The 20299-nt window shown below is 71.1% G+C and carries 18 protein-coding genes; all 18 read right to left on the bottom strand.

Going from position 1 to position 20299, the window contains the following annotated elements; translation table 11 throughout:
* Positions 1–42: 42 nt before the first annotated feature.
* From AA23TX_RS13055 to AA23TX_RS12970, 18 genes are read right to left on the bottom strand one after another with little or no spacing between them, the layout of a single operon-like run.
* Entirely contained in the window at positions 43–2676 is a 2634-nt protein-coding gene (locus tag AA23TX_RS13055) for a vWA domain-containing protein (protein ID WP_155542790.1), read from the bottom strand.
* 11 nt (positions 2677–2687) lie between these two features.
* Complete coding sequence (locus AA23TX_RS13050) at positions 2688–4916, bottom strand: DUF6519 domain-containing protein (protein ID WP_155542789.1); 2229 nt, start codon at positions 4914–4916, stop codon at positions 2688–2690.
* A complete protein-coding gene (locus AA23TX_RS13045; protein WP_155542788.1) occupies positions 4909–6966 on the bottom strand; it encodes a hypothetical protein in 2058 nt (685 codons plus the stop codon). The genes AA23TX_RS13050 and AA23TX_RS13045 overlap by 8 nt, the downstream gene beginning before the upstream one ends.
* The gene (locus AA23TX_RS13040; RefSeq protein WP_155542787.1) at positions 6963–8525 is read right to left on the bottom strand and encodes a baseplate J/gp47 family protein; all 1563 of its coding nucleotides are present in this window, start codon (positions 8523–8525) and stop codon (positions 6963–6965) included. The genes AA23TX_RS13045 and AA23TX_RS13040 overlap by 4 nt, the downstream gene beginning before the upstream one ends.
* Before the next feature lie 9 nt (positions 8526–8534).
* Positions 8535–8897, bottom strand: a complete 363-nt coding sequence (locus AA23TX_RS13035) for a GPW/gp25 family protein (RefSeq protein WP_155542786.1) — start codon at positions 8895–8897, stop codon at positions 8535–8537.
* Positions 8898–8910: 13 nt separating this feature from the next.
* Positions 8911–9381, bottom strand: a complete 471-nt coding sequence (locus tag AA23TX_RS13030) for a hypothetical protein (RefSeq protein ID WP_155542785.1) — start codon at positions 9379–9381, stop codon at positions 8911–8913.
* Positions 9382–9384: 3 nt separating this feature from the next.
* The gene (locus AA23TX_RS13025; protein WP_155542784.1) at positions 9385–10026 is read right to left on the bottom strand and encodes a phage baseplate assembly protein V; all 642 of its coding nucleotides are present in this window, start codon (positions 10024–10026) and stop codon (positions 9385–9387) included.
* Positions 10023–11111, bottom strand: a complete 1089-nt coding sequence (locus AA23TX_RS13020; RefSeq protein ID WP_155542783.1) for a phage late control D family protein — start codon at positions 11109–11111, stop codon at positions 10023–10025. Before AA23TX_RS13020 ends, AA23TX_RS13025 begins: the two co-directional genes overlap by 4 nt.
* 1 nt (position 11112) lies before the next feature.
* Positions 11113–11619 (bottom strand): hypothetical protein, encoded by a 507-nt coding sequence (locus tag AA23TX_RS13015; protein WP_155542782.1) that lies wholly within the window; start codon positions 11617–11619, stop codon positions 11113–11115.
* 6 nt (positions 11620–11625) lie between these two features.
* Complete coding sequence (locus AA23TX_RS13010; RefSeq protein WP_155542781.1) at positions 11626–12345, bottom strand: hypothetical protein; 720 nt, start codon at positions 12343–12345, stop codon at positions 11626–11628.
* A complete protein-coding gene (locus AA23TX_RS13005; protein WP_155542780.1) occupies positions 12342–14411 on the bottom strand; it encodes an ATP-binding protein in 2070 nt (689 codons plus the stop codon). Before AA23TX_RS13005 ends, AA23TX_RS13010 begins: the two co-directional genes overlap by 4 nt.
* Complete coding sequence (locus AA23TX_RS13000) at positions 14408–15244, bottom strand: Pvc16 family protein (RefSeq protein WP_155542779.1); 837 nt, start codon at positions 15242–15244, stop codon at positions 14408–14410. The genes AA23TX_RS13005 and AA23TX_RS13000 overlap by 4 nt, the downstream gene beginning before the upstream one ends.
* Positions 15241–16290 carry a hypothetical protein gene (locus AA23TX_RS12995; protein ID WP_155542778.1) on the bottom strand — a complete coding sequence of 350 codons (1050 nt, stop codon included), beginning with the start codon at positions 16288–16290 and terminating at the stop codon, positions 15241–15243. Before AA23TX_RS12995 ends, AA23TX_RS13000 begins: the two co-directional genes overlap by 4 nt.
* Positions 16280–17134: a T4 family baseplate hub assembly chaperone gene (locus AA23TX_RS12990; protein WP_155542777.1), complete on the bottom strand. Its 855-nt coding sequence runs from the start codon at positions 17132–17134 to the stop codon at positions 16280–16282. Before AA23TX_RS12990 ends, AA23TX_RS12995 begins: the two co-directional genes overlap by 11 nt.
* Positions 17134–17634, bottom strand: coding sequence for a phage tail protein (locus AA23TX_RS12985; RefSeq protein ID WP_155542776.1), 501 nt, complete (start codon positions 17632–17634; stop codon positions 17134–17136). The genes AA23TX_RS12990 and AA23TX_RS12985 overlap by 1 nt, the downstream gene beginning before the upstream one ends.
* A gap of 31 nt (positions 17635–17665) precedes the next feature.
* Positions 17666–19612: a phage tail sheath subtilisin-like domain-containing protein gene (locus AA23TX_RS12980; RefSeq protein WP_155542775.1), complete on the bottom strand. Its 1947-nt coding sequence runs from the start codon at positions 19610–19612 to the stop codon at positions 17666–17668.
* A 16-nt stretch (positions 19613–19628) separates the two neighbouring features.
* Positions 19629–19877, bottom strand: a complete 249-nt coding sequence (locus tag AA23TX_RS12975; RefSeq protein ID WP_155542774.1) for a hypothetical protein — start codon at positions 19875–19877, stop codon at positions 19629–19631.
* Between the two features lie 23 nt (positions 19878–19900).
* Positions 19901–20236 carry a hypothetical protein gene (locus AA23TX_RS12970; RefSeq protein ID WP_155542773.1) on the bottom strand — a complete coding sequence of 112 codons (336 nt, stop codon included), beginning with the start codon at positions 20234–20236 and terminating at the stop codon, positions 19901–19903.
* Positions 20237–20299: the final 63 nt, after the last annotated feature.

The following is a 20299-nucleotide window of genomic DNA, read 5'->3' as shown; positions in this document are numbered from 1 at the left end:
CGCGACCGGACGGAGGCCCGGGAGCCTCCGTCCGGTCGCCGATCAGTCGTCGTCCTCGAAGCCGAGCAGCCGCCTGCGGATGTCGATCGTCGGCAGCAGCACACCGGCGGCCGACACCTTCAGCGTCGGCCGCTGGCGGTTGGTGAACAGGATGACCCGCTGGTAGGTGCCGTCGGTCTGCACCGGCGCCGGCTGGTGGTTGACGACGTGCTGGAACGCGCCGTCCCGCAGCGCGAAGATGACCTCGTCGTCCTTGCCGGGTCCGAGGTCTTCACCGCGCTTGTCCTGCGGCAGGACGACCACCTGCGCGGCCAGCATGCCGCTCGGGTCGTGGGCGATCCGGGTCACCGTGATCTTGGTGGCCTTCGGGTCGACCTTGACCCGCACGAACGTCGTGATGGTCAGCTCCCGGGTGAACGGGTTGCCGTTCAGGTCCGTGCCCGCCACCGACAGGTGCCAGACGTACGTGCCTTCCTTGAACACCTTGGCGAACGTGTTGGTGTAGTTGCCGTCGCCGTCCGGGTCGAACAGGCCGTTCGTACCGTCGACGAACAGCCCGCTGCCGCCGTGGCAGGTGCGCGGCAGCGTCTTCCACTGCTGCTTGGTGAGCAGCGCGCCGATGCGCTGCTCCATCCAGGTCGGCTTGTCCAGGCTGCCGGCGACCGAACTCGACGCCGCGCCGGTCAGCGCCGTCAGCTGCTGGCCGAGACCGACGGTCGGCGCGTCCAGCGTCGCCGTGACGGTCGCGCCGCGGATCGGCTGGTCGTCCTGGCGGACGCGGACGGTCAGCACCATCCGGTCCCCGGTCAGGTACGACGGCTTGTCCAGCACCACGTCGGCGAGCAGGTGCAGGTCGAGGTAGACCAGCACCTGACTGGGGTCCAGCTCCTCCGCGGTGGACGGCCCGGTGCCGTGGATGAGCCGCCAGTCGATCTTCTTCCCCTTGGCGACGGCGGGCAGCTGCGCCACCGACAGCGCCCGGTCCGACTGGGTTTCCTGGATCTCCACGGGGAACGGCTGGAACGAGGCACCGTCCCACCGGGACAGCTGGATGGTGTCGGTGAAGACGGTGGTGCCTGCCTTCGGGGTGACGGCGAGCACCAACCGGTCCACGCTCGGTTCGGTGGAGAAGTAGACCGCGGGCAGCACGGCGGGGGCCGGCGGCGCGTCCGGGTCCGGAACCCCCGTGGTCGGCGTCGTGGCCTTGGTGACCGCGTTCACCTTCTGGACGTCCGCCAGGATGTCCCCGACGTGCTGGGTCAGCTCGCTGGGGTCGTTGGCGAGAGCGAACACGCCACCGTTGAACTCCGACAGCTTCGAGAGCACGTTCTGGTCGGCGCTGGGGCCCAGCGCGATGGCCGAGAGGGAGCAGCGTTTCGGGTCCAGCACGGCCTGCCGCAGCGAACTGGAGTTGACGGCGTCGTGGAAGGAGATCGCCCCGTTCGCGGGCGTCGCCGACGCGGGCACCAGCGCCACGTGACCGGAGTTCTCCTGACCGTCGGTGAACATGATGATCGAGAACCGCTGGTCGGTGATCGGTCCGGCGTTGCCCAGCAGGTCGATGGCGAAGATGAGCCCGTCCCCGATCGGCGTGTTCGTCCCCGGGGCGCCGAAGTCGAAGGCCGGGTTGTTGATGGCCTTCAGGGCGTCGTCGAGCGGGGTCAGCGGCAACAGGGCCACGATCCGGCCGGACGGCGGGCCGGCGCGGAAGCCGGCGATCTCGTCCTCGAACGCGACGATGGCCACCCGGTCGTCGGTGCCCACCCCGGTGAGCAGGCCGTTGATCAGGTGGACCAGCACCCGGCTCGCGATCTTGGCGTTCTCGAAGCGGTTCTCCAGCGCCATGCTGCCGGAGCGGTCCAGCACGAAGACGATGTCCTTGCGGCGCTGGGTGATCGTCATCGGCGCGGTCGTGGAGTTGTGCAGGAATCCGGTGTAGAGGCCGGCCGTGTCGGTCAGCTTGACGTTCAGGCCGAATTGGATGGGGACCTGTTCGTACACGCTCGGCAGGTTGACCGTCAGTGTCGTGCCGTCGGTCTCCGTGGGCTCCGTGGGATTGTTCGAGATGGCCGTGATGGGAGCGGCGCCGGTGTAGGACCAATCGTACTTCGCGGTGAAGCCCGGCGGCGTACCGGCGAAGGTCTTGTCGGACATGGCCAGGCCGGCGTGCAGGTCGAGGTTCTGCAGTTCCACCGCCGTGGCCGGCACGTTCAGCGTGGCCACCGGGTTGACGGCGGCCCACTGGACCTTCACGTTCTCGCTGGAGAAGCCGAGCGACCAGTCGGCCGGAGCACCGGTGGAGACGCGGAGCTCCCACAGCTCACCGTCGACGACACCGCCGTTCAGGTCGGTGAAGGTGACGCCGACGTTCACCGTGTCGCCCTGGATGGTCTCGGTCACGACGTCGATCTGGTACTGGTGGGTGCCGGTGGGCGGCACGAACAGGGTGCCGTTGGCGGGCAGCTGCTGGGTGATGCGGGCGCCGGTACCGGCGTCGATGTGGGTCAGCGACGACGTCACGCCGGTCACCGTGTCGGCGTACTGCAGCGTGAAGCTCTCCTGTGAGCCCCCACCTGCTTGCAGGGCCACGGAGAACACCGTGACGAACGCGCTGGTGTCCGACATCGTGTAGGCGGCCGCGCCGCCGGTCGTCGGGTCGATGATCGGGTCTGGCATGGTGTTTCCCCTCAAATTGCCGTGATGATCTGCTTGGCGTAGATGTCGAAATCCGCGTTGGTGCGATTGCTCTGCCACAGCAGCCACAAGCCCAGGTTCGGGACCAGGAGCGGGTGCGGCGCCTGGTTGATCTGGACGTTGGTGATCAGCCGCTGCGCGTTCGCCCAGCCCCCGCTGATCGGGCTGCGCCTGCGCAGCACGAGATCGATGAGGCTGCTGGAGAGCACCCGGGCGCTCACGAGGTAGACGGTGCCGTCGGCGTCGCGCACCAACGTCGGAAAGCCGTCGATGGCGTCCGAATCGGCGATGTGGCTGGTCGTCCACACGCCGTTGCTGCACGAGGCGATCCCCAGCCCGGCGGTGCCGTCGTCGTAGCAGACGAGCGCGTCGGTGGCGCTGAGCGCGAGCACGAACACGTCCAGCGCGCCGGTCGCCGCCGTGTTGAACGTGAAGTCGATGACGGGCGGGTCCTGCGGGTTCGAGGTGGCCGGCACCGGGTTGAACCGCAGCGTCTGCAGTTTCGTGCCGTCGGCGTAGGCCACCCACACGACACCGCCCGCCGCGGCGCAGTGCAGGTTCCGCTGGGTGAGGCCGGTCGCGGACAGCGCCACCGGGGCCCCGTCCGGGAAGGTGTTGTCCGTGTGCCGGTAGCGCCGGTAGAACCACTGCTTCAGGGTGGAACTGCTCTGGTGGGTGAAGAACACGACCTGGTCACCGGCGATCGCCGCGCGCGCGGCCTGGTCGGCGACGGGATTGGCGGTGTTCGCCACCGGCTGTTCGCTCGCCGAGCCGATGGTGGCCAGCGGGCCGCGCTTCATCATCACGTCGGTGCCGGTCTGGTCGAACCCCCCGGTCTGGTAGGCGACGAGGACGTCGCCGTTCGGCAGCGCGACGGCGGCCGGTTCCAGGTGCGCGCCGCCGCTGGTGATCGCGGGCGCGGTGGCGAAGCCGAGTTCGGGATGGGCCGGGTCGAGCCGGGCGGCGAGGATCTGGTTGGTTCCCCCCGTGCGCGCGGACTGCCAGACGGCGACCAGGCCGCCGTTCGCGTCCACCACGCTGGCCTTGGTCAGCACGTCCAGCCCGGCGGCCGGCGACACCGGGATGTCCTGGCTGGCCGGCAGCTGACCGGTCAGCAGGGCGTTGATCGTGTCGCGCAGGTTCACCTTGGGACGGTTGCGGCCCTGCCGGTAGTCGGCGGCCGTGCCGCCCAGCATGTCCTCCGCCAGGGTGCTCGGCGCCAGCTGGAGGCTGCGGGGCCGCAGGTCGGTGAGGGCGGGCGGGAGGATCGCCGGGGTGGCGGCCTGCCGGGCCAGCTGGGCGAGCGGCAGGTAGGAGTGCCCGGCGGTGAAGTCGCCGTCCCCGCTCGCCGGGACCGTCGTGGCGCCCGTCCGGACCCGCACCGCCCACTCCCGCTTGAGCCGCACGCTCGTCTCGACGCCGACGAACGGATCGACCAGCGAACCGTCCTCGGCGGAGGTCACCTCGCGGTCCCACACGTCGAGGTACACCAGGTCCGACCGGGTGCCGCTGGACGGCGCGGAGAGCGGCGCCACGACGGGCACACCCCACGCGGCGGCCAGCGCGCTGTTGGCGTACAGCGGCTGGGAACCGTAGGCCGACCGTCCTTCCTGGACGGCGTCCCGGCCGTCGGCCAGGCAGCGCCCCGCACGCTCCGGCGTGCCGTCGCCGCCGGTGATGACGAAGTCGTCGCCGGCACCGGCGGACGCCGCGACCCGGGTCGCGGACGCGTTGATCGCGGCGACCACCTGGGCGGCCGAGAAGCTCCCGGCCGCGAACGTCACCGTCTCGGCGGCGGCACCGTCGGCGGCGATCGACAGCGTCATGCCGGCGGTGAGCGCGAACGGCTCGGCCGCGTCACCGATGAGCCGGGCGGGTGCCGGCCCGCGGCTCGCCTGCCGGTTCGCCGTGGTGAACCCGAGCGCGGCCGCGGCCGTGGAGTGCGCCAGGTCCACGCTCACCGTCGAGGCGGTGGGCGCGGACGCCGTCGAAGTGAGCCGGATGGTGGCGACGCCGCCCCCGGCGGCCGCCGCGATCCGGAAGCCGTCGTTGCCGGCCGGGACGCCGTCGCCGACGAACCACTTGAGGAAGGCCTGTACCTCGAAGCGCCGGATGTCCTCCAGCTCGTTCCAGTCGGCGTCCACCAGCGGCACGCCCTGTTGCAGGCGAACACCGACGTAGTGCTTGACGCGGTCGAACGTACTGCGTGAAAAGTCACCCACGGTGACCCCCCTCTGCGATGATCGTGCCGGTTCGCGGCGTGATGAAGACGGATCTGGTCGTCACCGGTGCGAAGTCGTCGAGCACCCCGGCCAACCGGTCGGTGGTCGCCTTCACCTGCGCCGGATCGGTGACGGTCGGCGTGAGGTAGAGCCCGACGGTGTCCCGCGAGATGTGCACGTCGTCGTCACGCTCGCCGTTGGTGCCGGTGTCGTAGGTGTAGGTCTGGAAGTCGTCGAACTTCCCGCGCCGGTCCAGTTTCCGCGCGCCACCGGTGTCCACAGTGGTCGTTCCCGCGTAGCGGTTGTCCAGCGTCGCGGTCGCGCCGTACTCGCTGCTGGCGTACGGGATGCTCGCGTTGGACCGGTGCACGAGCAGGGTGCCGGTGCCCAGGTCGGCCGCCATCGGGCCGCGTCGCGCGTACGGGCCGTCGACCACCAGCTGGTTCGTGCCCCAGGTGAGGGTGCCGACGGCCAGGGAGTTGCGGACGATGGTCCAGCCACCGTTCTGGGTGGAACTGAAGAACAGTTCGATGTCCCCGGTCGCGGTCACCAGCGGGGCCGGCTGCCGATCGTGGTAGGCGGTCGTCGTCTTGGGCAGCGACCGGACCGGCGACCAGTCGGACGCGTTCAGGTCGAGGCCCTGCTTGACGCGGTGGACGATGCTCCACCGGGTCTGACCGGCCGGGCCGCCCGGCTCGTGCCGCGCCCAGAACAGCCACAGCCGCTGCGTCGTGCTGGTGGGGTGGAACAGCACGTACAGGTCGTCCTCGACCCTGGGGTTCGCGCCGCCGTCCAAGGGCAGGGTGGGCGGCGTGGTCGACTGCCACGTCGTGCCGTCGTGCCGGTTGTAGCGGACCTGCCAGCCGCCCGCCACGAGTTCCAGCCAGAACAGCCAGACGCCACCGGCGTTGTCGGCCACCGCGGCCGGCAGCCGCCGCTGCGTCGCCGCGTCGCCGAACACCGAGGGCGCCGACCAGGTCGTGCCGGTCCGGGTGGCGGTCGAGATCCGCCAGCCGGCGGCGGGGTCGTAGGTCTGCCAGAACAGCCGCAGCAGGCCACCTTGCACGGCGACGGCCGGATTCTTGTCGATGCCGGGCCGGTCGACGACCGGCGCGCTGGGCTGCCACGCGCCGTCGGCGAACCGCTTGGCCCAGATGTCCCAGCCGTGCTGCCGCAGCGTGTGGAAGAAGACCAGCGTCGAGCCGTCGGTGTCGCGGACCGCGACCGGACGGCCGTCGTAGGCGAAGTTCACCGACGCCGGCGCGGGCGCCGACCACGTGCCGGTGGCGTCCCGCGTCGTGGACCACAGGTTCAGCCGCTCCGGCTGGTTGCTGCGCGCGACGTTGTGCACGAACTCCTTGGTGCGGTTGGCCCACCCGGTGACCCGGGCGACGGTCGCGTCCAGCGTCGGCACGCCGCCCACGGTCGGGTAGAGGCGGGGCGCGTAGCGGATCTCGTTGCGCTGCGCACCGACCGGCAGGCGCGAGTCGGTGGGCCAGCCGATCCACTGGGCCAGGAGCGGCAACAGCCGGCCGTCGACCCGGTCGGTGTCCAGGAAGCCCAGCGCGGCCCGGTTGAGGCTGTACAGCCGGTCCAGCTCGGCGCCGGGCAGGTCCAGGAACCCGCGTAGCTGTCCGGGATCGGTGACCGGCGACTGACCGGGCCGCAGCGCGGGCGGGCGTTCGGCGTCGTAGCGGCGGTAGATCGCCGGCAGCAGGGCGTAGAGCCGGCCGGCGAGGTCGTAGGACGCCGTGGCCATCGCCTCGGCCACGTTGTGCGGGTCGGGGTCGTACACCGCCGGACTGCCGGTGAACGGGAACAGTGTGTAGTAGTAGACGTGCTCGCCGAGCAGGCCGGAGTCGGTGGCCGTGGTGATCCCGTTGCCCTGCGCCACGAGCACGCCGTCCTCCGGTCCCACCGGGTGGGTGCGCTCCGCCCGGACCACCCGGACGCTCACCGGGTGCTCCGGGTCCGGGAACGACCAGGAGAGCGTGATGCGGTTGCCGTCGCTGTGCGCGGTAGCCGTGATGCCGACCAGTCGCATCGTCACCGGCCCCCTTGGTCGACCAGCACCACGTTCAGGCCCAGCGCGTAGGCGGCCTCGGTGGGGACGATCGGCACCTCGTTCGGGCCGAGCACGATCGTGCCGTGCGGTTCGACCGCGGGAGCCGAGACGTCACCGCGGCGGAACTCGGTGATGTTGACGAACCGGACGCCGGGCACGTTCTGGCTGTCCTCGTAGAACCGGCTCAGGTAGACGGTCTGGCTGAAGCCGACGTTGTCGAACGCCAGCAGGTCGGCCGCGGCCTGCCGGACCGCGGCGATGACGTCGGCGGGCACGAAGAAGCTCTGCACGGCGATCTCGGCCGTCACGAAGATCGGCACGTAGTCCACATCGGACACTTCGACGATCTGGCTGAGCATCCGCTTGTCCTCGAAGTAGCCGATCAGGCCCGCTTCCAGCACGTCGCTGACCTTGCCACCCCCCTCCGGCGCGACGTAGAGCGTGATCGTGTTCCAGCCGGTGGCGGCGGCCCGCACCTTGCCGACGCCCTTGTAGCTCAGGGCCAGCGCCTCGTAGTCGGCCCCGGTCACGGCGCGGCGCAGCGAGCGGAACACCGACGGTGCCTGGGCGACGGCGTGGGTGACGGTCTCCCGCTCGGCACCGCCGGTCGCGGGCGCCGGGTTGGTCACCGTGGCGCCCAGCAGGGCGAGGGCGGGCGCGTCGGCGATGGTGGTGATCGTGCCCGCCGCGACGTTGCCGGCCTGGCCGCCGCCGGTGCGGTAGGTGGCCGTGACCAGTGCGCCGTTGCGGGGGACCACACCGAAGCCGCCGTCCCCGAAGATGACCACGGCCTGGTCGTTCTCGTCGACCTCGACCACGTAGTCGTGCTGCCCGGCCTGGCTGAACGCCAACGTGTCCCGCCGGGTCCAGACGTCGATCGTGCCGGCCAGCTCGGTGCGCACGCTGATGTCCTGGCCGGTCGGCTGGGCGACGCCGGGCCGGCCGAGCAGCGCGCCGGGGTGGGTCAGCGCGAAGCGCTGGTTCGGCGTGCCGTCGGACGTGCCGAGCACCTCGCGGTCGACCAGCCTGCCCTCCTGCACCGACAGCCCGGTGAACACCTTCCGGCCGGTCGACGGGTCGGCCGCGATCGCGCCGAAGTCGATCACCAGCGGCGAGTCCCTGGTGTACTCGAAGCGGGCGGCCGGCCGGTCCGGCCGGCTCTTCGTCGCGAACGCGGTGCCCTTGGCCAGCGTCACCGTCGACGTCACCGACCCGGGCACGGTCACCGTCAGGTCGGCCGCGGCCGCGGCGGCCGTGCCCAGCTCGTAGCCGATCAGCCGCAGGTGTTCGATCACGCTGCGCCGGGTCTGCGCCGTGCCGAGGAAGCTCTCGTTCGCGACGCGGTCCTGGTAGTAGCTGAGGATGTCGCCGATGTGCGCGAACAGCTGCAGCAGGACGTTGCCGAAGTCGGCCTCGTTGGTGAAGTCCGTCCACTGGCCCAGTTTCCGCGGAATCTGGTCACGCATGGCCTGCAGCAGGCTCTCGTAGTCCCGAGCCGCGTAGTCGATGACCGGCTGGCCGTTCACCTGAACGATGTCCACCATCACGCTCCCCTATCTGAAGTGGACCCGGAGTGCCTGCGGCGCGAGGTCCTTGCGGCGCACGTAGGACACCTCGACGGTCATCGCCTCGTCCGCCGAGCTGACGTCGACGCCGGCCACGGCCAGGTCGTCGCCCAGCCACCGGGTCAATGCCTGACCGATGGAAAACTCGACGGCGGCGGCCATGATCGCGTTGTCCGGGTCGAACACGAGGTTGAACAGGCCACAGCCGAAGTCCGGCCGGTTCACCCGTTCCCCCGGCGCGGTGAACAGCACCTGGAGCACCTTGCCGCGCAACTGGACGGCGTCGTCGTCGACCGGCCGGATCGACCCGGCCACGTCGACGCCGAACGGGAACCCGAACCCGGTCACCATCCGGCCCACCCCCTCACTCCGCGCATGTCACGAAGTCCTGGCCCTGCGCCGCGACCGACGACGCCGCCGTCGTCGGTGCCGGCCCGCAGGTGTCGAAGCTGTCGCCGTCGAGCAGGACCCCGACGCCGTCGACGGTCAGCAGGCCGCTGCCCGCTCCGCTGCTCGGTGCGCCCGCCCCCAGCGGCGTGTCCAGCAACGACACCGGCGAATTCGGCGCCGGCCCCGGCGCACTGAAGTCCTTGCCGCTCAGCGGGCCGTGACCGCCGGTCGCCGTCTCGGCGGGGCCGAGGGAACTGCCACTGGTCACCAGGGCCACCGGGGTGCCGCCGATCGAGACGAAGTCGCTCGGCTCCGCGGTGACCGACCCGTTGTAGGCGAACTTCCCGGTACCGGCGTAGGCACTGCCCTGTGCGTTGGTGCCGGACACGTTGTGCAGGTCGGTGCCGGTCACCGGATCTCCCTTCACCACGACGAGCTTTCCCATGGTTCAGCCCTTCTTCAGGTCGATGCCGGCACAGATGATCTCCACCGGCTGACCCGCGGCGTCGATCTTGAACGGGACCACGGCGGTCAGGGTCATGGCTTCGGCGGTCATCTCGATCGAGTTGCCCGTGGCGTCGGTGACCGTGATGCCGTCCTGGTCCAGGACCACGAGATGCCCCCGCGCGCCTTCGCGGATGATGATCGACTCACCACCGTCCTTGTCCTCGAACTGGACGGTGTGCCCCTTGCCGGTCCTGATGATCTTGGCGGTCGGCGGCCGCTGGACCTCGCCGGACTCGGTGCCATCGGCCTGCTGCGGCTTGGGTACCTGGCTGCCCGGCCCGGGTTTGGCCCAGTACGTGCCGACCCAGATCGGGAACTCCAGGTCGCCTTCCTCGAACTCCACCCACACCCCCGCCTCGAGGTCCGGGACGAACAGGGCACCTTGGCCGGCGGCGCCGCCGTAGGGCGCGCACGGCGTCGCCCACCCCGTGACGACGTCGATGCCGAGCACGCTGGGCACCTGCAGGCGCAGCCGGCCGAGGCCGGCCGGGTCGTCGTTGTACTTCACGATCCCGCGGTACTTGCCGTAGTACCGGTGTTCCAGCTTGTCGGCCAGGCCGGCGACGACACGTTCCAGCGTCACGGCAGACTCACCCCGCCGCCGGTCAGCACCGCGTTGCGCTTGACCCGGAACCGCTGGACGTAGCCGTCGTCGGTGAACCGGTGCGTGACGTGCGTGACGTAGTAGGTGCCGCTGTGCGTCTCGCCGATCCCGTGGATGACGACGGTCCGGCGCGGCAGCAGGATCGCGTCGTAGGAGTTCGCGGCCACCTCTCCCTCGCCGGTCACGAACCATTCGTTGTCGTCGAACACGGCCTGGCACAGCGCCGCCATCTCGGCGGGGCCGGTGGTCACCGTCTGTCCGATGAGGACCTGACCGGCCGTGATCCCGGCGGGCAGCACGTCGGCGGGCCGCTGGGCACCCAGTGCCGGCTGGTGACCGCTCTGCGCCGCCTCGACCCGCACCTCGCCGGTGCCGTGGTCGATCCCGGCCATCCCGACGGCCGCCGGGGTGAGCGCGTCGACCTCGACGCGGAACCGGTTGACGTTGGACTGCTCGCCGGCGTGCACGGTGAGCACGACCTGGTGCGCGTCGTCCAGTACGGGCGGCCGGAAGTAGCCGGTGTCGCCGTCGACGAAGCACTCGAACCCGTTGCGGCGCGCGAGCCGTTTCAGCAACCGGATGTCGGTCTCCCGCTGGACGATCGTGCCGACGTCCTCGTCGTGGACGATGCCGGTGTCGGTGACCTGCGGCTTGAGCCGGGCCTGCTCGAACAGCCGGGTCGCGACGTCGCTGTCCCGCATGTTCGGCCAGGTCGTCAGCACGTCGGCGCGGTCCATCAGCACGCCGGCGTCCATCCCCCAGATCGTCAGCCTGCACTGTTCCAGGCCGGCACCGAACTCGGGGGCCACGTGGGTGATGTAGCCGGTGAACAGCTGCCGCGAGTCGCCCTCCAGACCGGCCGTGATCGCGACCTTCGTCCAGACGGCGAACTGGTCGTCGTCCACATAGGGCCACGAACCGTCGGCCTTCAGCAGCAGCGCGACGGTCAGCCGGACCATCCCGGTCAGCTGGTCGTCCAGCTCGATCTCGAGGCTGATCAGGTTGTCGGCCAGCCCCGGCACCTCGGCGCCGCCGAGCTCGATCAGCAGTCGGTCGGTGTTCACGTCAGCTCACCGCCGGCGGGATGACGATCTGCCGGCCCAGCCGGCCGCTGTCGGCCGGGAAGCCGACGGTGAAGCCGGCCGCCTTGATCACGTCGATCACGGCGGTCACGTCGAGGTCGGTCCGGTTGTACGTGACCTCGATGGTGTCGCCCGTCACGATCACCGCGTCGACGCCGACGGTCCCCGACAGCGCCGCCCGCAGCGCCGCCCACGGGGGCGTGCCGGCGGCCGTCACCGGGAACCGCGTGGTGACCAAGGGTTCCTGGCCCAGCAGGGCGAGCGGGGACAGGAAGTCCGGGTTCGCGTCGCACACGTGCCAGTACTGCGACGGCTGGCCGTAGAAGGTGAACGCGAGCTGGTCGAGGCGGTCGCCGCCGTCCACCGTGTGCGTGAACGTGCCGGTCACCTCGGGCAGCGGCCGGAAGTCCTTCGCGGCCACGACCCGGCCGCGCGCGTCGACGACGGCGATGTCGGGCACCAGCCGGTACCGGGAAAGCTTGCCGAACACGTCACATCACCCCGGGACCACGACGTTGGCGGCGTCGGCGGCGTTGGCCACGTTCAGCACGGACATCGCCTCCAGCATCGACTTCGAGTACAGGAAAGGCAGGTTCTTGCCTTCGATGACCGTCAGGTTCACCGACACGGTCGCGCGGATCGGGTTGAGATCGGCGCTGAACTCGGTCTCGGTGATGCCCATCGTGGTGATGTTCACCGGCAGCACCCGCTTGCGGCCGAAGACGAACAGGATCATCGGCGGGTTCGGGCTCCTGGCGAAGCTGAAACCCTTCGACTTCCCCAGCAGCGCACCGACCGCGCCGCCCAGCAGGCTCTCGTCCTTGGGCGCCACCATCAGCTCCAGCGTGGAGATCTGCGGTCCGATGCCGAACTGCTCGGTGATGCCGTCCCGGGCGTCGAGCTTGTCGGTGGCGTCCAACCGGATGTCGAACGCGATCGTCTGGTCCTGCACCGCGACCAGCTGCTGCTTCTGCAGTTCCAGCAGGTCGCCGAATTCGGCGCGGGCCTGCCGGAGACTGCGCTGCGGTACGGCGGCCGGCGCCGTACCGGTCGGCGTCGGACCGGGCACGCCGGGGAAGGCGAACGTGAGCGCGCGGCTGCGGGTCAACTGCACCGGGTTGAACTGGAACACGACGACCAGCGGTGGCACGCTCAGGCCGAACTCGACGAAGGCGCCCCGGAGGATCTTGGGCTTGTTCGGAAAACCGTCGCTCATGACTCCCCCGTCCGGACCGGAAGATCGGGCCACAGCTTGCCGATCTTCACGAACTCGCTTTGCACGCCGCGCAGGATGTGCGACCGATGGATCACGCCGCCGTCGGCGGCGGCCAGGAACGCCGCGTTCACCGCGATGTTCCGGATGTTCGCGCCCGTGACGGCGAACCGCGCGGCCAGGTCGGCGAAGTCGACGTCCGGTGCCAGTGGCGCGCCGGGCGGGATCACCGCCCGCCAGATGCGGCGCCGGTCCTCGGCCTCCGGGAACGGGAACTCGACGACGAACCGGATGCGCCGCAGGAACGCGTCGTCCATGTTCTGCCGGAGGTTGGTCGCGAGCACGACGATCCCCTCGTACTCCTCGATGCGCTGCAGCAGATAACTGGTCTCGATGTTGGCGTACCGGTCGTGCGCGTCGCTCACCTCGGTGCGCTTGCCGAACAACGCGTCGGCCTCGTCGAAGAACAGGACGGCGTTGGCGCTCGCCGCCGCCTCGAAGATCCGGGCCAGGTTGCGTTCGGTCTCGCCGATGTACTTGCTGACCACTCCCGCCAGGTCCACTGTGTACAGATCGAGGTCCAGGTCGCCGGCCAGCACCTCGGCGGCCATCGTCTTGCCGGTGCCCGGCCCGCCGCTGAACAGCACGGTCAGGCCGGTGCCACGGCTGAGTTTCGCACCGAAGCCCCAGTCGGTCAGCACCCGCCGCCGGTGCACGACCTGGTCGCGGATGTCGCGCAGCCGGCCGACGCGGTCGGCCGGCAGGACGAGGTCGTCCCAGCCGGCCCGGCAGGTCGCCTTGACCGCGGCCCCGCCCAGGGTCCGCGCGGACTGCTGCCGGCAGGCGGCCGCGATGTCGGCGAGCGTCAGGGCACGCGGCCGCGGCTGCGCCAGCCGCAGGTCGTCGGCCAGGCGGACGGCGGCCCGGATGCGGGCCGGCGGCAGGCGGTAGCGGCCGGCGAGTTCGGCCGCCCACGCGGCGGCGGCATCGGTGTGCGGGGTCAGGTGCCGGTTCCAGAGCTCGACGGCACGGTCGACGTCGGGCAGGGGCACGGCGATCGGGTGGACGTCCAGCGTGCCGGCCCATTCCGGCTCGCCGGTGAGGAAGACCGGCCGGGGGTGGTCCTCGACGGCCGAGCGCAGCGCGGGCTCGTGCACCGGCGCCAGGTCGGCGATGTGCACGGCCGCATCGTGCAGCAGGGCGTCGCGGAACGTCAGCCGGATCAGCTCGGCGGCGTCCTGCTCGGGCAGGGTCGCGGCGTTCAGGCTGAGCAGCGGCAGGCCCATCCGGTGGCTCGCCCGGGCCGCCAGGTCGAGCTTGCCGGCACCGGCCGGGCCGTGCAGGTAGCACACCCGCGGCGAGAGCCGGACGAGGCGGTCGGCCACCGGGTCCGCGGTGTCGGCGTCGGCGTCGGACAGCCGGTGGATCCGGGCGTGGCCGGCCAGGCGCGGGTCCAGGCCGGCCACGCCCAGCAGGAACTGGCGGATGTGCGGGTCCAGCACCAGGAATCGCGCCAGGTCGGAGGAGCCCGACGGGCTCTGCGGGTCGTCGACCGGACGCAGGATGCCGTACCGCAGCAGCGGTGCCGTCGCGGTGAACAGGCCGGTGGCCGCCCACCGCCGCGGTTCGCCGTCGCACAGCAGCTTCAGGATCAGGTCGACGCTGGGGCGACGGCGGGTGATGTCGTCCTGCAGGTAGGCGTACACGCGATCGTATTTGTGGCGCAGCTCCGGGGCCAGGCAGACGACCACGGCACCGAGCTCGACGGCGGACAGCCCGAACAGGCGGCCGAGCGCGACCAGCGGCAGGTCATCGCTGGCCTCTACTCTCGCGTCGATCTCGAGGGACAACTGCTTCAGCGCGACGCTCTCGATCGGCGTCATGCCGTCCCGGCCGTCGGCCAGCAGCCAGTCGACCTCGTCCCGGGTGATGTAGACCGCCCGCGCCGGCTGGGTTTCCGGGAACTCCTCGTTGTGCAGCGACAGCGACGTCAGACGCGCGCCGATCAGCAGATCCAGCCGGCGGAGCTCGTCGGCCAGGTGCTCGACGGGGTCGCGGTAGGCCGTCATGGGGTCACCTCGAACAGGAACGTGCGCCGGGCCAGCTGGGCGACGTCCACCCGCAGCTCGTAGAAGCCGGCGCTCAGCGCGGGCACCGCGGCGGTGAAGGAATCGGCGGTCAGGGGCTGGCCGGGCAGCACGGTCCGGTCGCCGACCGAGACCATGCCCCGCCAGCCGGCCAGGTGCGCACCGGTGAACGTGACGACGGTGCCCGCCGGGCCCGCGGCCGGCGTCATGCCGGTGATCACGGGCAGGTCCAGCGGCGCCCTGATCTCCGGCACGCCCACCGTGCGCACGCGGTTGGCCAGCGGGCGCTGCGCGGCGGGCAGCCGGTCGAGCTGGACGGTGGACACCTGGTACATCACCGACAGCCGGAACGGCTGGGAGAACGTGGTCCAGATGCCGCGCAGCTCCTCGGGGTCGAGCAGGTCACTGGCGATCTGCAGGTGTTCCCTGGCGTCGGCGAGTCCGGGATCGAGGTAGATCGCGGGGACGACCGGGTTCTCGTAGAACACCCGCATCGCCTCGCCGAGGATCTGGTGCGCGGTGGCGTTGCCCTCCAGCGGGTCGTTCGGCGCGTAGGGCGTGAGCAGGTAGAACAGGTTGACCGACAGCGGCGCCGGCACCAGCTGGTTCGGGCTGCCGGCCTTGACGGTGAAGTCCTGGTTCTTCAGGAACTGGTTCTCGGCGAGCTTGTAGAGGAACAGGTTGACCCGCCTGGTCGTGCTCGCCTCGTCGGGCGCCAGGATCGTCACGTCCGGCGCGGGGTTCAGCCGCATCTCGCCGACCAGCAGGTTGCGCAGCGACGCGCTGACCATGCCGATCGCCGTGCCCGCGCTCATCGCACGATCCGGTTCGTCAGGCGGCCGAGGTTCCGGCGCTCCCAGAACGCCGGGACGGCCACGGCTTCGTCGGGCGCGTGCACCACGACGATCCGCGGCGGCGCCGGTGGCGGCGCGACGACCGGCGGCGTCTCCACGACGGTGCCGTCCGGCTTCGGAGTCTGCCGGTGCGGCGGCCGGTTGGAGGCCACCACGGACTGGACGGCGCCCAGCCCGTGGTCCGGCTTCCGCTCCGGACGCACCGCCGGTGCTGCCGCGCTCAGCGTGCGGATCGGCCGGGGTGCGGCCGGGGTGCGGCCGGTCACCGGCGCGGGTCGCGGGGTCTCGGTGGGCCGTTCCGGGCCGGACAGGGCGGCAGGCCGCGCCGAACCGACGGGCGTCACCGTCGCGGCCACCGCAGGTTCCGGCCGGACGGCCGGCGCGTCCGGCCGGCGGGTGAGCCCGAGGGGCCCGGGCCGCTCGGCCGGCGGGTTCGACGTCGGCCGCGGGGAGCCGGAAGCCGGCGCGGACATCCCCGGTGCCCCCTGGCTCTTCGCCCGCGTCGCCGACGGGGTGGCAGGCAGGGCGGTCCCCGGCGAGGAGAGAGGCGCGGCGGCTGACCGTTCCGGCGCGGCGGCGTCGGCCGGTGACGCCTCCGCCACTCTCGCGTCGACCGGCCGGGGCGTCGGCTCGACGGCAGTCGCGGCCGTCCCCGGGCGCACCGGTTCCGCCGCGTGCGCGGTGGCCGGCGGTTCGACGACGCGCTTCAGGTGATCGGACCGGCGTTCGGTGGCATCCGAAACATTCACCGGGACCGGTGCCGGCGCGAGCTCGAAGTCGTCCGTCTCCGCCAGCCAGTACGACCCGTCGTCCCACTCCGCGGTGCCCGGCGCGGCCGGGGCGTGCTGCCGCACGTACCGGAAGACACCGCGTGGCGGGCGGGGTGGAAAGGCGACCCGCACGCCGTTGTCGTCGGCCGCGCCGAGCAGTTCGCGGACGCCGGCCCGGAATCCGAACGGCCGCGCTCCGTCGGCCAGCACACCGCGCAGGTAACCGTCAGGCGCCACTGTTGAGCACCTCGATCGTGTCGGCGAGCACGTCGATGTAGGTGTGCCGCTTGTCGCGGGTCATCGCCATGATCTCGCCCTCGCTCCAGTGGTAGTGGTAGGCCAGGTAGTGCACTTCCTGGTAGAGCACGGTCGCGTCGGTGCGCAGCTCGCCGAAGAAGAACCGGTGGACGTCGAACGGCGCCACGAACGTCCGGCCGCACTCGGCGCAGCGCGCGGCGAGGGTCTGCTCGACCTTCGGCGCCAGCTCCCGCATCCGTTCCTCGATCTCCAGCCGGGCGGCGGCCGGCAGAGCCGCCACGCGGTCGGGGTCCGGCGGGCGGTCCCCGATCCGCAGGACGCACCGGGACAGCAGTGCGGTCAGCGCCTCGGCCTCGTTGGCCGCGAGCCGCTCGGACAGCAGTTCCTGGTCGGCGCCGGTCGGCAGCCGGAACGCGACCTCCGTGCCGCCGGACAGCGTCATCGCGTACTGCGGAGCGCGGTCCGGCTGCTCGTCGACCGGCACGTCGGCGATCGAGAAGTCGACGGACATCTGTTCGCCGCACTCCGCCCACGGGCAGGTCAGGGCGGCCCGCACGACATCGCCGAACGTGGCCTGCCGCAACCGGAGCAGCAGGTAGAGCCGGTCGGCGACGAGCAGGTGCCGGGTGACGTCCTGGGTCACCGGGCTGATCGCACCGAGCCGGGCGACACAGCGGCTGAGCACGTCGGTCACCAGCGCCGCGGTGGGTGCCGCCGACCGGTGGGCCAGCAGCTCCTCCTCGCGACCGGTGAGCGGCGCCAGCTCGAACTCGCGGTGCAGCACTCCGCCGGCGTCCCGGTAGCCGCCCGGCAACAGGTTCATCAGTTCTCCTTGACCTCGGTCACGGAGGTGTCCCGAACCCAGCCCTCGTTCTCCAGCTTGACCGTGCTGATCAGCACCGCGTTGCCACCGGCGTCCAGCTGGGGCAGCGCCTGGTACTCCGACACCCAGGCGCGGTAGACGTTGTACGCCAGCACCTTCTGGCCGCCGAGGTTGTAGACCTCGATGGTGATGTCCTTGCGGAACGTGGCCAGCGACGTCGCGGCGTCGCCCTGGAAGTTGTTCACCTTGTTGGCCCAGTCCTCGAAGGTGGTGTCGTGGGTGACTCCCGCCTCCATGAGGATCGCGTCGTACTTCGTCTTGCCGGGCATCTGGTGCGGACCGCTGGCGTCGCCGCCCTCGTACCACGGCGTGACCTCGGTGGTTTTCTTCAGGGCGCCACACTTGTTCAGGGCGGCCACGTACTGGCCGTCCACCTTGATCTTGAACCGGAACCCCTGGTAGGGGTCCAACCGTGTGGTGTTGACTGTGAACTTGGCCATCTGGCCCTACTCCTTTCGTTGCGCCGCAGCACTATCCGGAGGCCAAGCCCGCCTGCTGGCTGATCCTGACCACGACGAACTCGGCCGGCTTCAGCGGCGCGAAGCCCACCAGCACGTTGACCACGCCCGCGTCGATGTCGGCCTGCGTCGTGGTTTCCGCGTCGCACTTCACGAAGAAGGCCTGGGCCGGCGTCGCGCCCTGGAAGGCTCCCTGGCGGAACAGGCCGGTCATGAAGGACCCGACGGCCAGCCGCAGCTGCGCCCACAGCGGTTCGTCGTTCGGCTCGAAGACGGCGAACTGGATACCGTTGTAGATGCTGACCCGCAGCATGATGGCGGTGCGGCGGACCGGAACGTAGCGCCACGACGGATCCGACGAGATGGTGCGGGCGCCGAACGCCACCACGCCCGCGCCGGGGAACCGGCGGATGACGTCGATACCCTTCGGGTTCAGGTTCCCGTGGTCCACATCGGACAGTTCCACGGCCAGGCCGACGACGCCGTTGAGGCTCGCCTCGGTGCCGGCCGGCGCCTTCCACACGCCGCGAGCCGCGTCGATCCGGGCGTAGAGGCCCGCGACGTGACCGGAGGGCGGCAGCAGGATCGGGTCCCTGGACTGGCCGGTCGGGTCGAGTGCCTTGACCCAGGGGAAGTACACCGCCCCGTAGGAGTTCGCCGTGGTGAGCTGGTTGCGGAACGCGGTCGCCTCGGCGACGGTGTCGTCGTGCGAACCGGTCTCACCGAGGTAGAAGACGTCCTGCAGCGGCCGGTTGGCGGCGTAGGCCATGCCGAGATCGGCCATCGCCGGGGTGCTCTCCCCCGGCACCGCGAGCAGGCTGAAGTCGGTCACGCGGTCCAGCAGCGGGAAAGCGTTGCTGAAGCTCGTCTCGCTGATCGCGGTGGTGCCGTCGGATCCGGCCACCGCCGCGGTGACCGGTGCGGCCACGGCCGCGTCACCGACCTGGATCGCGGTGGCGTTGGCGGGCCGTTGCACGGCGTTGCCGCTCTCCGACCGGCCACCGCCGCCGTCACCGAGCTTGAGCTGGATGGACGCGTCGTTCGCCGCGGCGGGCTGCACCGCCACCGAGGACGCGGCCGTGCCGGTGCCGGACTGCAGCACGAGCCGGGACTGCGCGCCGACGGTCTCCACCGAGCACGCGAAGGCGGTGAACGCCGCCGGGTCGGTGGACGTCTTCTTCTTGACCAGCAACCGCACCGCGGCCTGGATCGCGTCGCGGACGTCGTTCAGCGCGGTCGCCGTGCCGGCGGCGGTGGGCAGGGTCACGGTCTGGAGCCCGTCACCGTCCACATTGATCCGGAAGCTGAGGTTGGCGTTCAGCGGCAGCACCGGGTTGACGCCGCCGCGATGCACGCCGTGCTGCAGGCTGGCGGCGTTGGCCGGGAGCACCTGCACGTCGACCAGTGCGGAACCCCGGCCGACCACGGCGGCCACGTAGTCCGGCGAGCCCGGGTCGATGCTGAGGTTGTCGAACACCTCCAGCGGGACGATGCCGAGCGGATCATCGGGCAGCACGCTCGCGTTGTCCTGGCGGCGTACCGACAGTTTGAACAGGTTGCCGGGGTCCAGCGTGCCGTCCTCGATCTGCAGCAGCAGGGTGTTGCCCCAGGCGCCCTTGTTCTTGGCGCTGAAGGTGAAGCCGGCGATCGGGGCGGCGGCCCGGTTGTTCACCGTCACGCTCGCGACGGTGGCGTTGGAACGGGTGACCCGCACGACGTAGCACTGCCGGCCGCCGTTGTTGAAGTACTGGAACACGCTGTGCGCGAGGAAGCCGTCCGCGATGAACGAGCCGTAGGTGCGCTGGAAGGCCGTCCAGCTGGTGACCAGGGTGGGGCCGGTGTCCGGTCCCCGCTCGGTCAGCCCGACGAACGCGGCCGTCGACGTACTCGCGGTGTCCAGCGGTTTCGCCCCGCCGGGCACTTCCTGGACGTAGACACCCGGATAGCTCAGGGTCGGCATGATCGTCTCCTCTCGCTCATTCGGTGGTGTCCGGACGTTTCCGGGAACGCGGGCGCTCCGGCGCCGGTTCGGCGGCGGCGTCGTCGACCGTCTCGACGTCGATGAGTCCCCGCCGGCGCAGTTTCTCGACCTTGTCGCTGCCGGCGACCTCGACGTCGGGCACTTCGTCCGACTCCTGTCCCGGGGACAGGCGCACGGTCCGGCCGGTGCTCAGCGGCACCGAGATCGGGCCGGACACGAGCAGGCTCCTGATCCGCACGGCCATGTTCGTTCCTCCTCGTTTGGTTGTCAGCCCGGGTCGGCGGCCGACCGGAGCACGGCCGCCAGGTACTCCGGCCACCCCGCACCGGCGCCCCGCGCCCGCTCGACGATCCGGCACACCCGGACCACCCCGAGCCGGTCGGTCGGATCGACGACCGCGACACCGAGCCGCGGGTTGTCCCACATCAGGTCGAGATAGCCGCACAGCGAATCCGGCCGCGACGCGGACAGCAACAGGACGTCGAACCCGGGGCGGAACAGCGCTTCGGCTGCCTCCTCGGGCCCGCTCACGGAGCCCACGATCGTCATGTCGGTCCGCTCCCCCGCGATCCGCCGCACGATGTCGCAGTCGAGCGCGACCATGTGTGTGATGAGAACTCGGATCGGACCCATCGGCGTTCACCACCTCGGACACCGAGTCTGCTG

The organism is Amycolatopsis camponoti (genome assembly GCF_902497555.1).
Classification (GTDB): Bacteria; Actinomycetota; Actinomycetes; order Mycobacteriales; family Pseudonocardiaceae; genus Amycolatopsis; species Amycolatopsis camponoti.
This window is presented reverse-complemented; position numbering and strand designations above follow the sequence as displayed.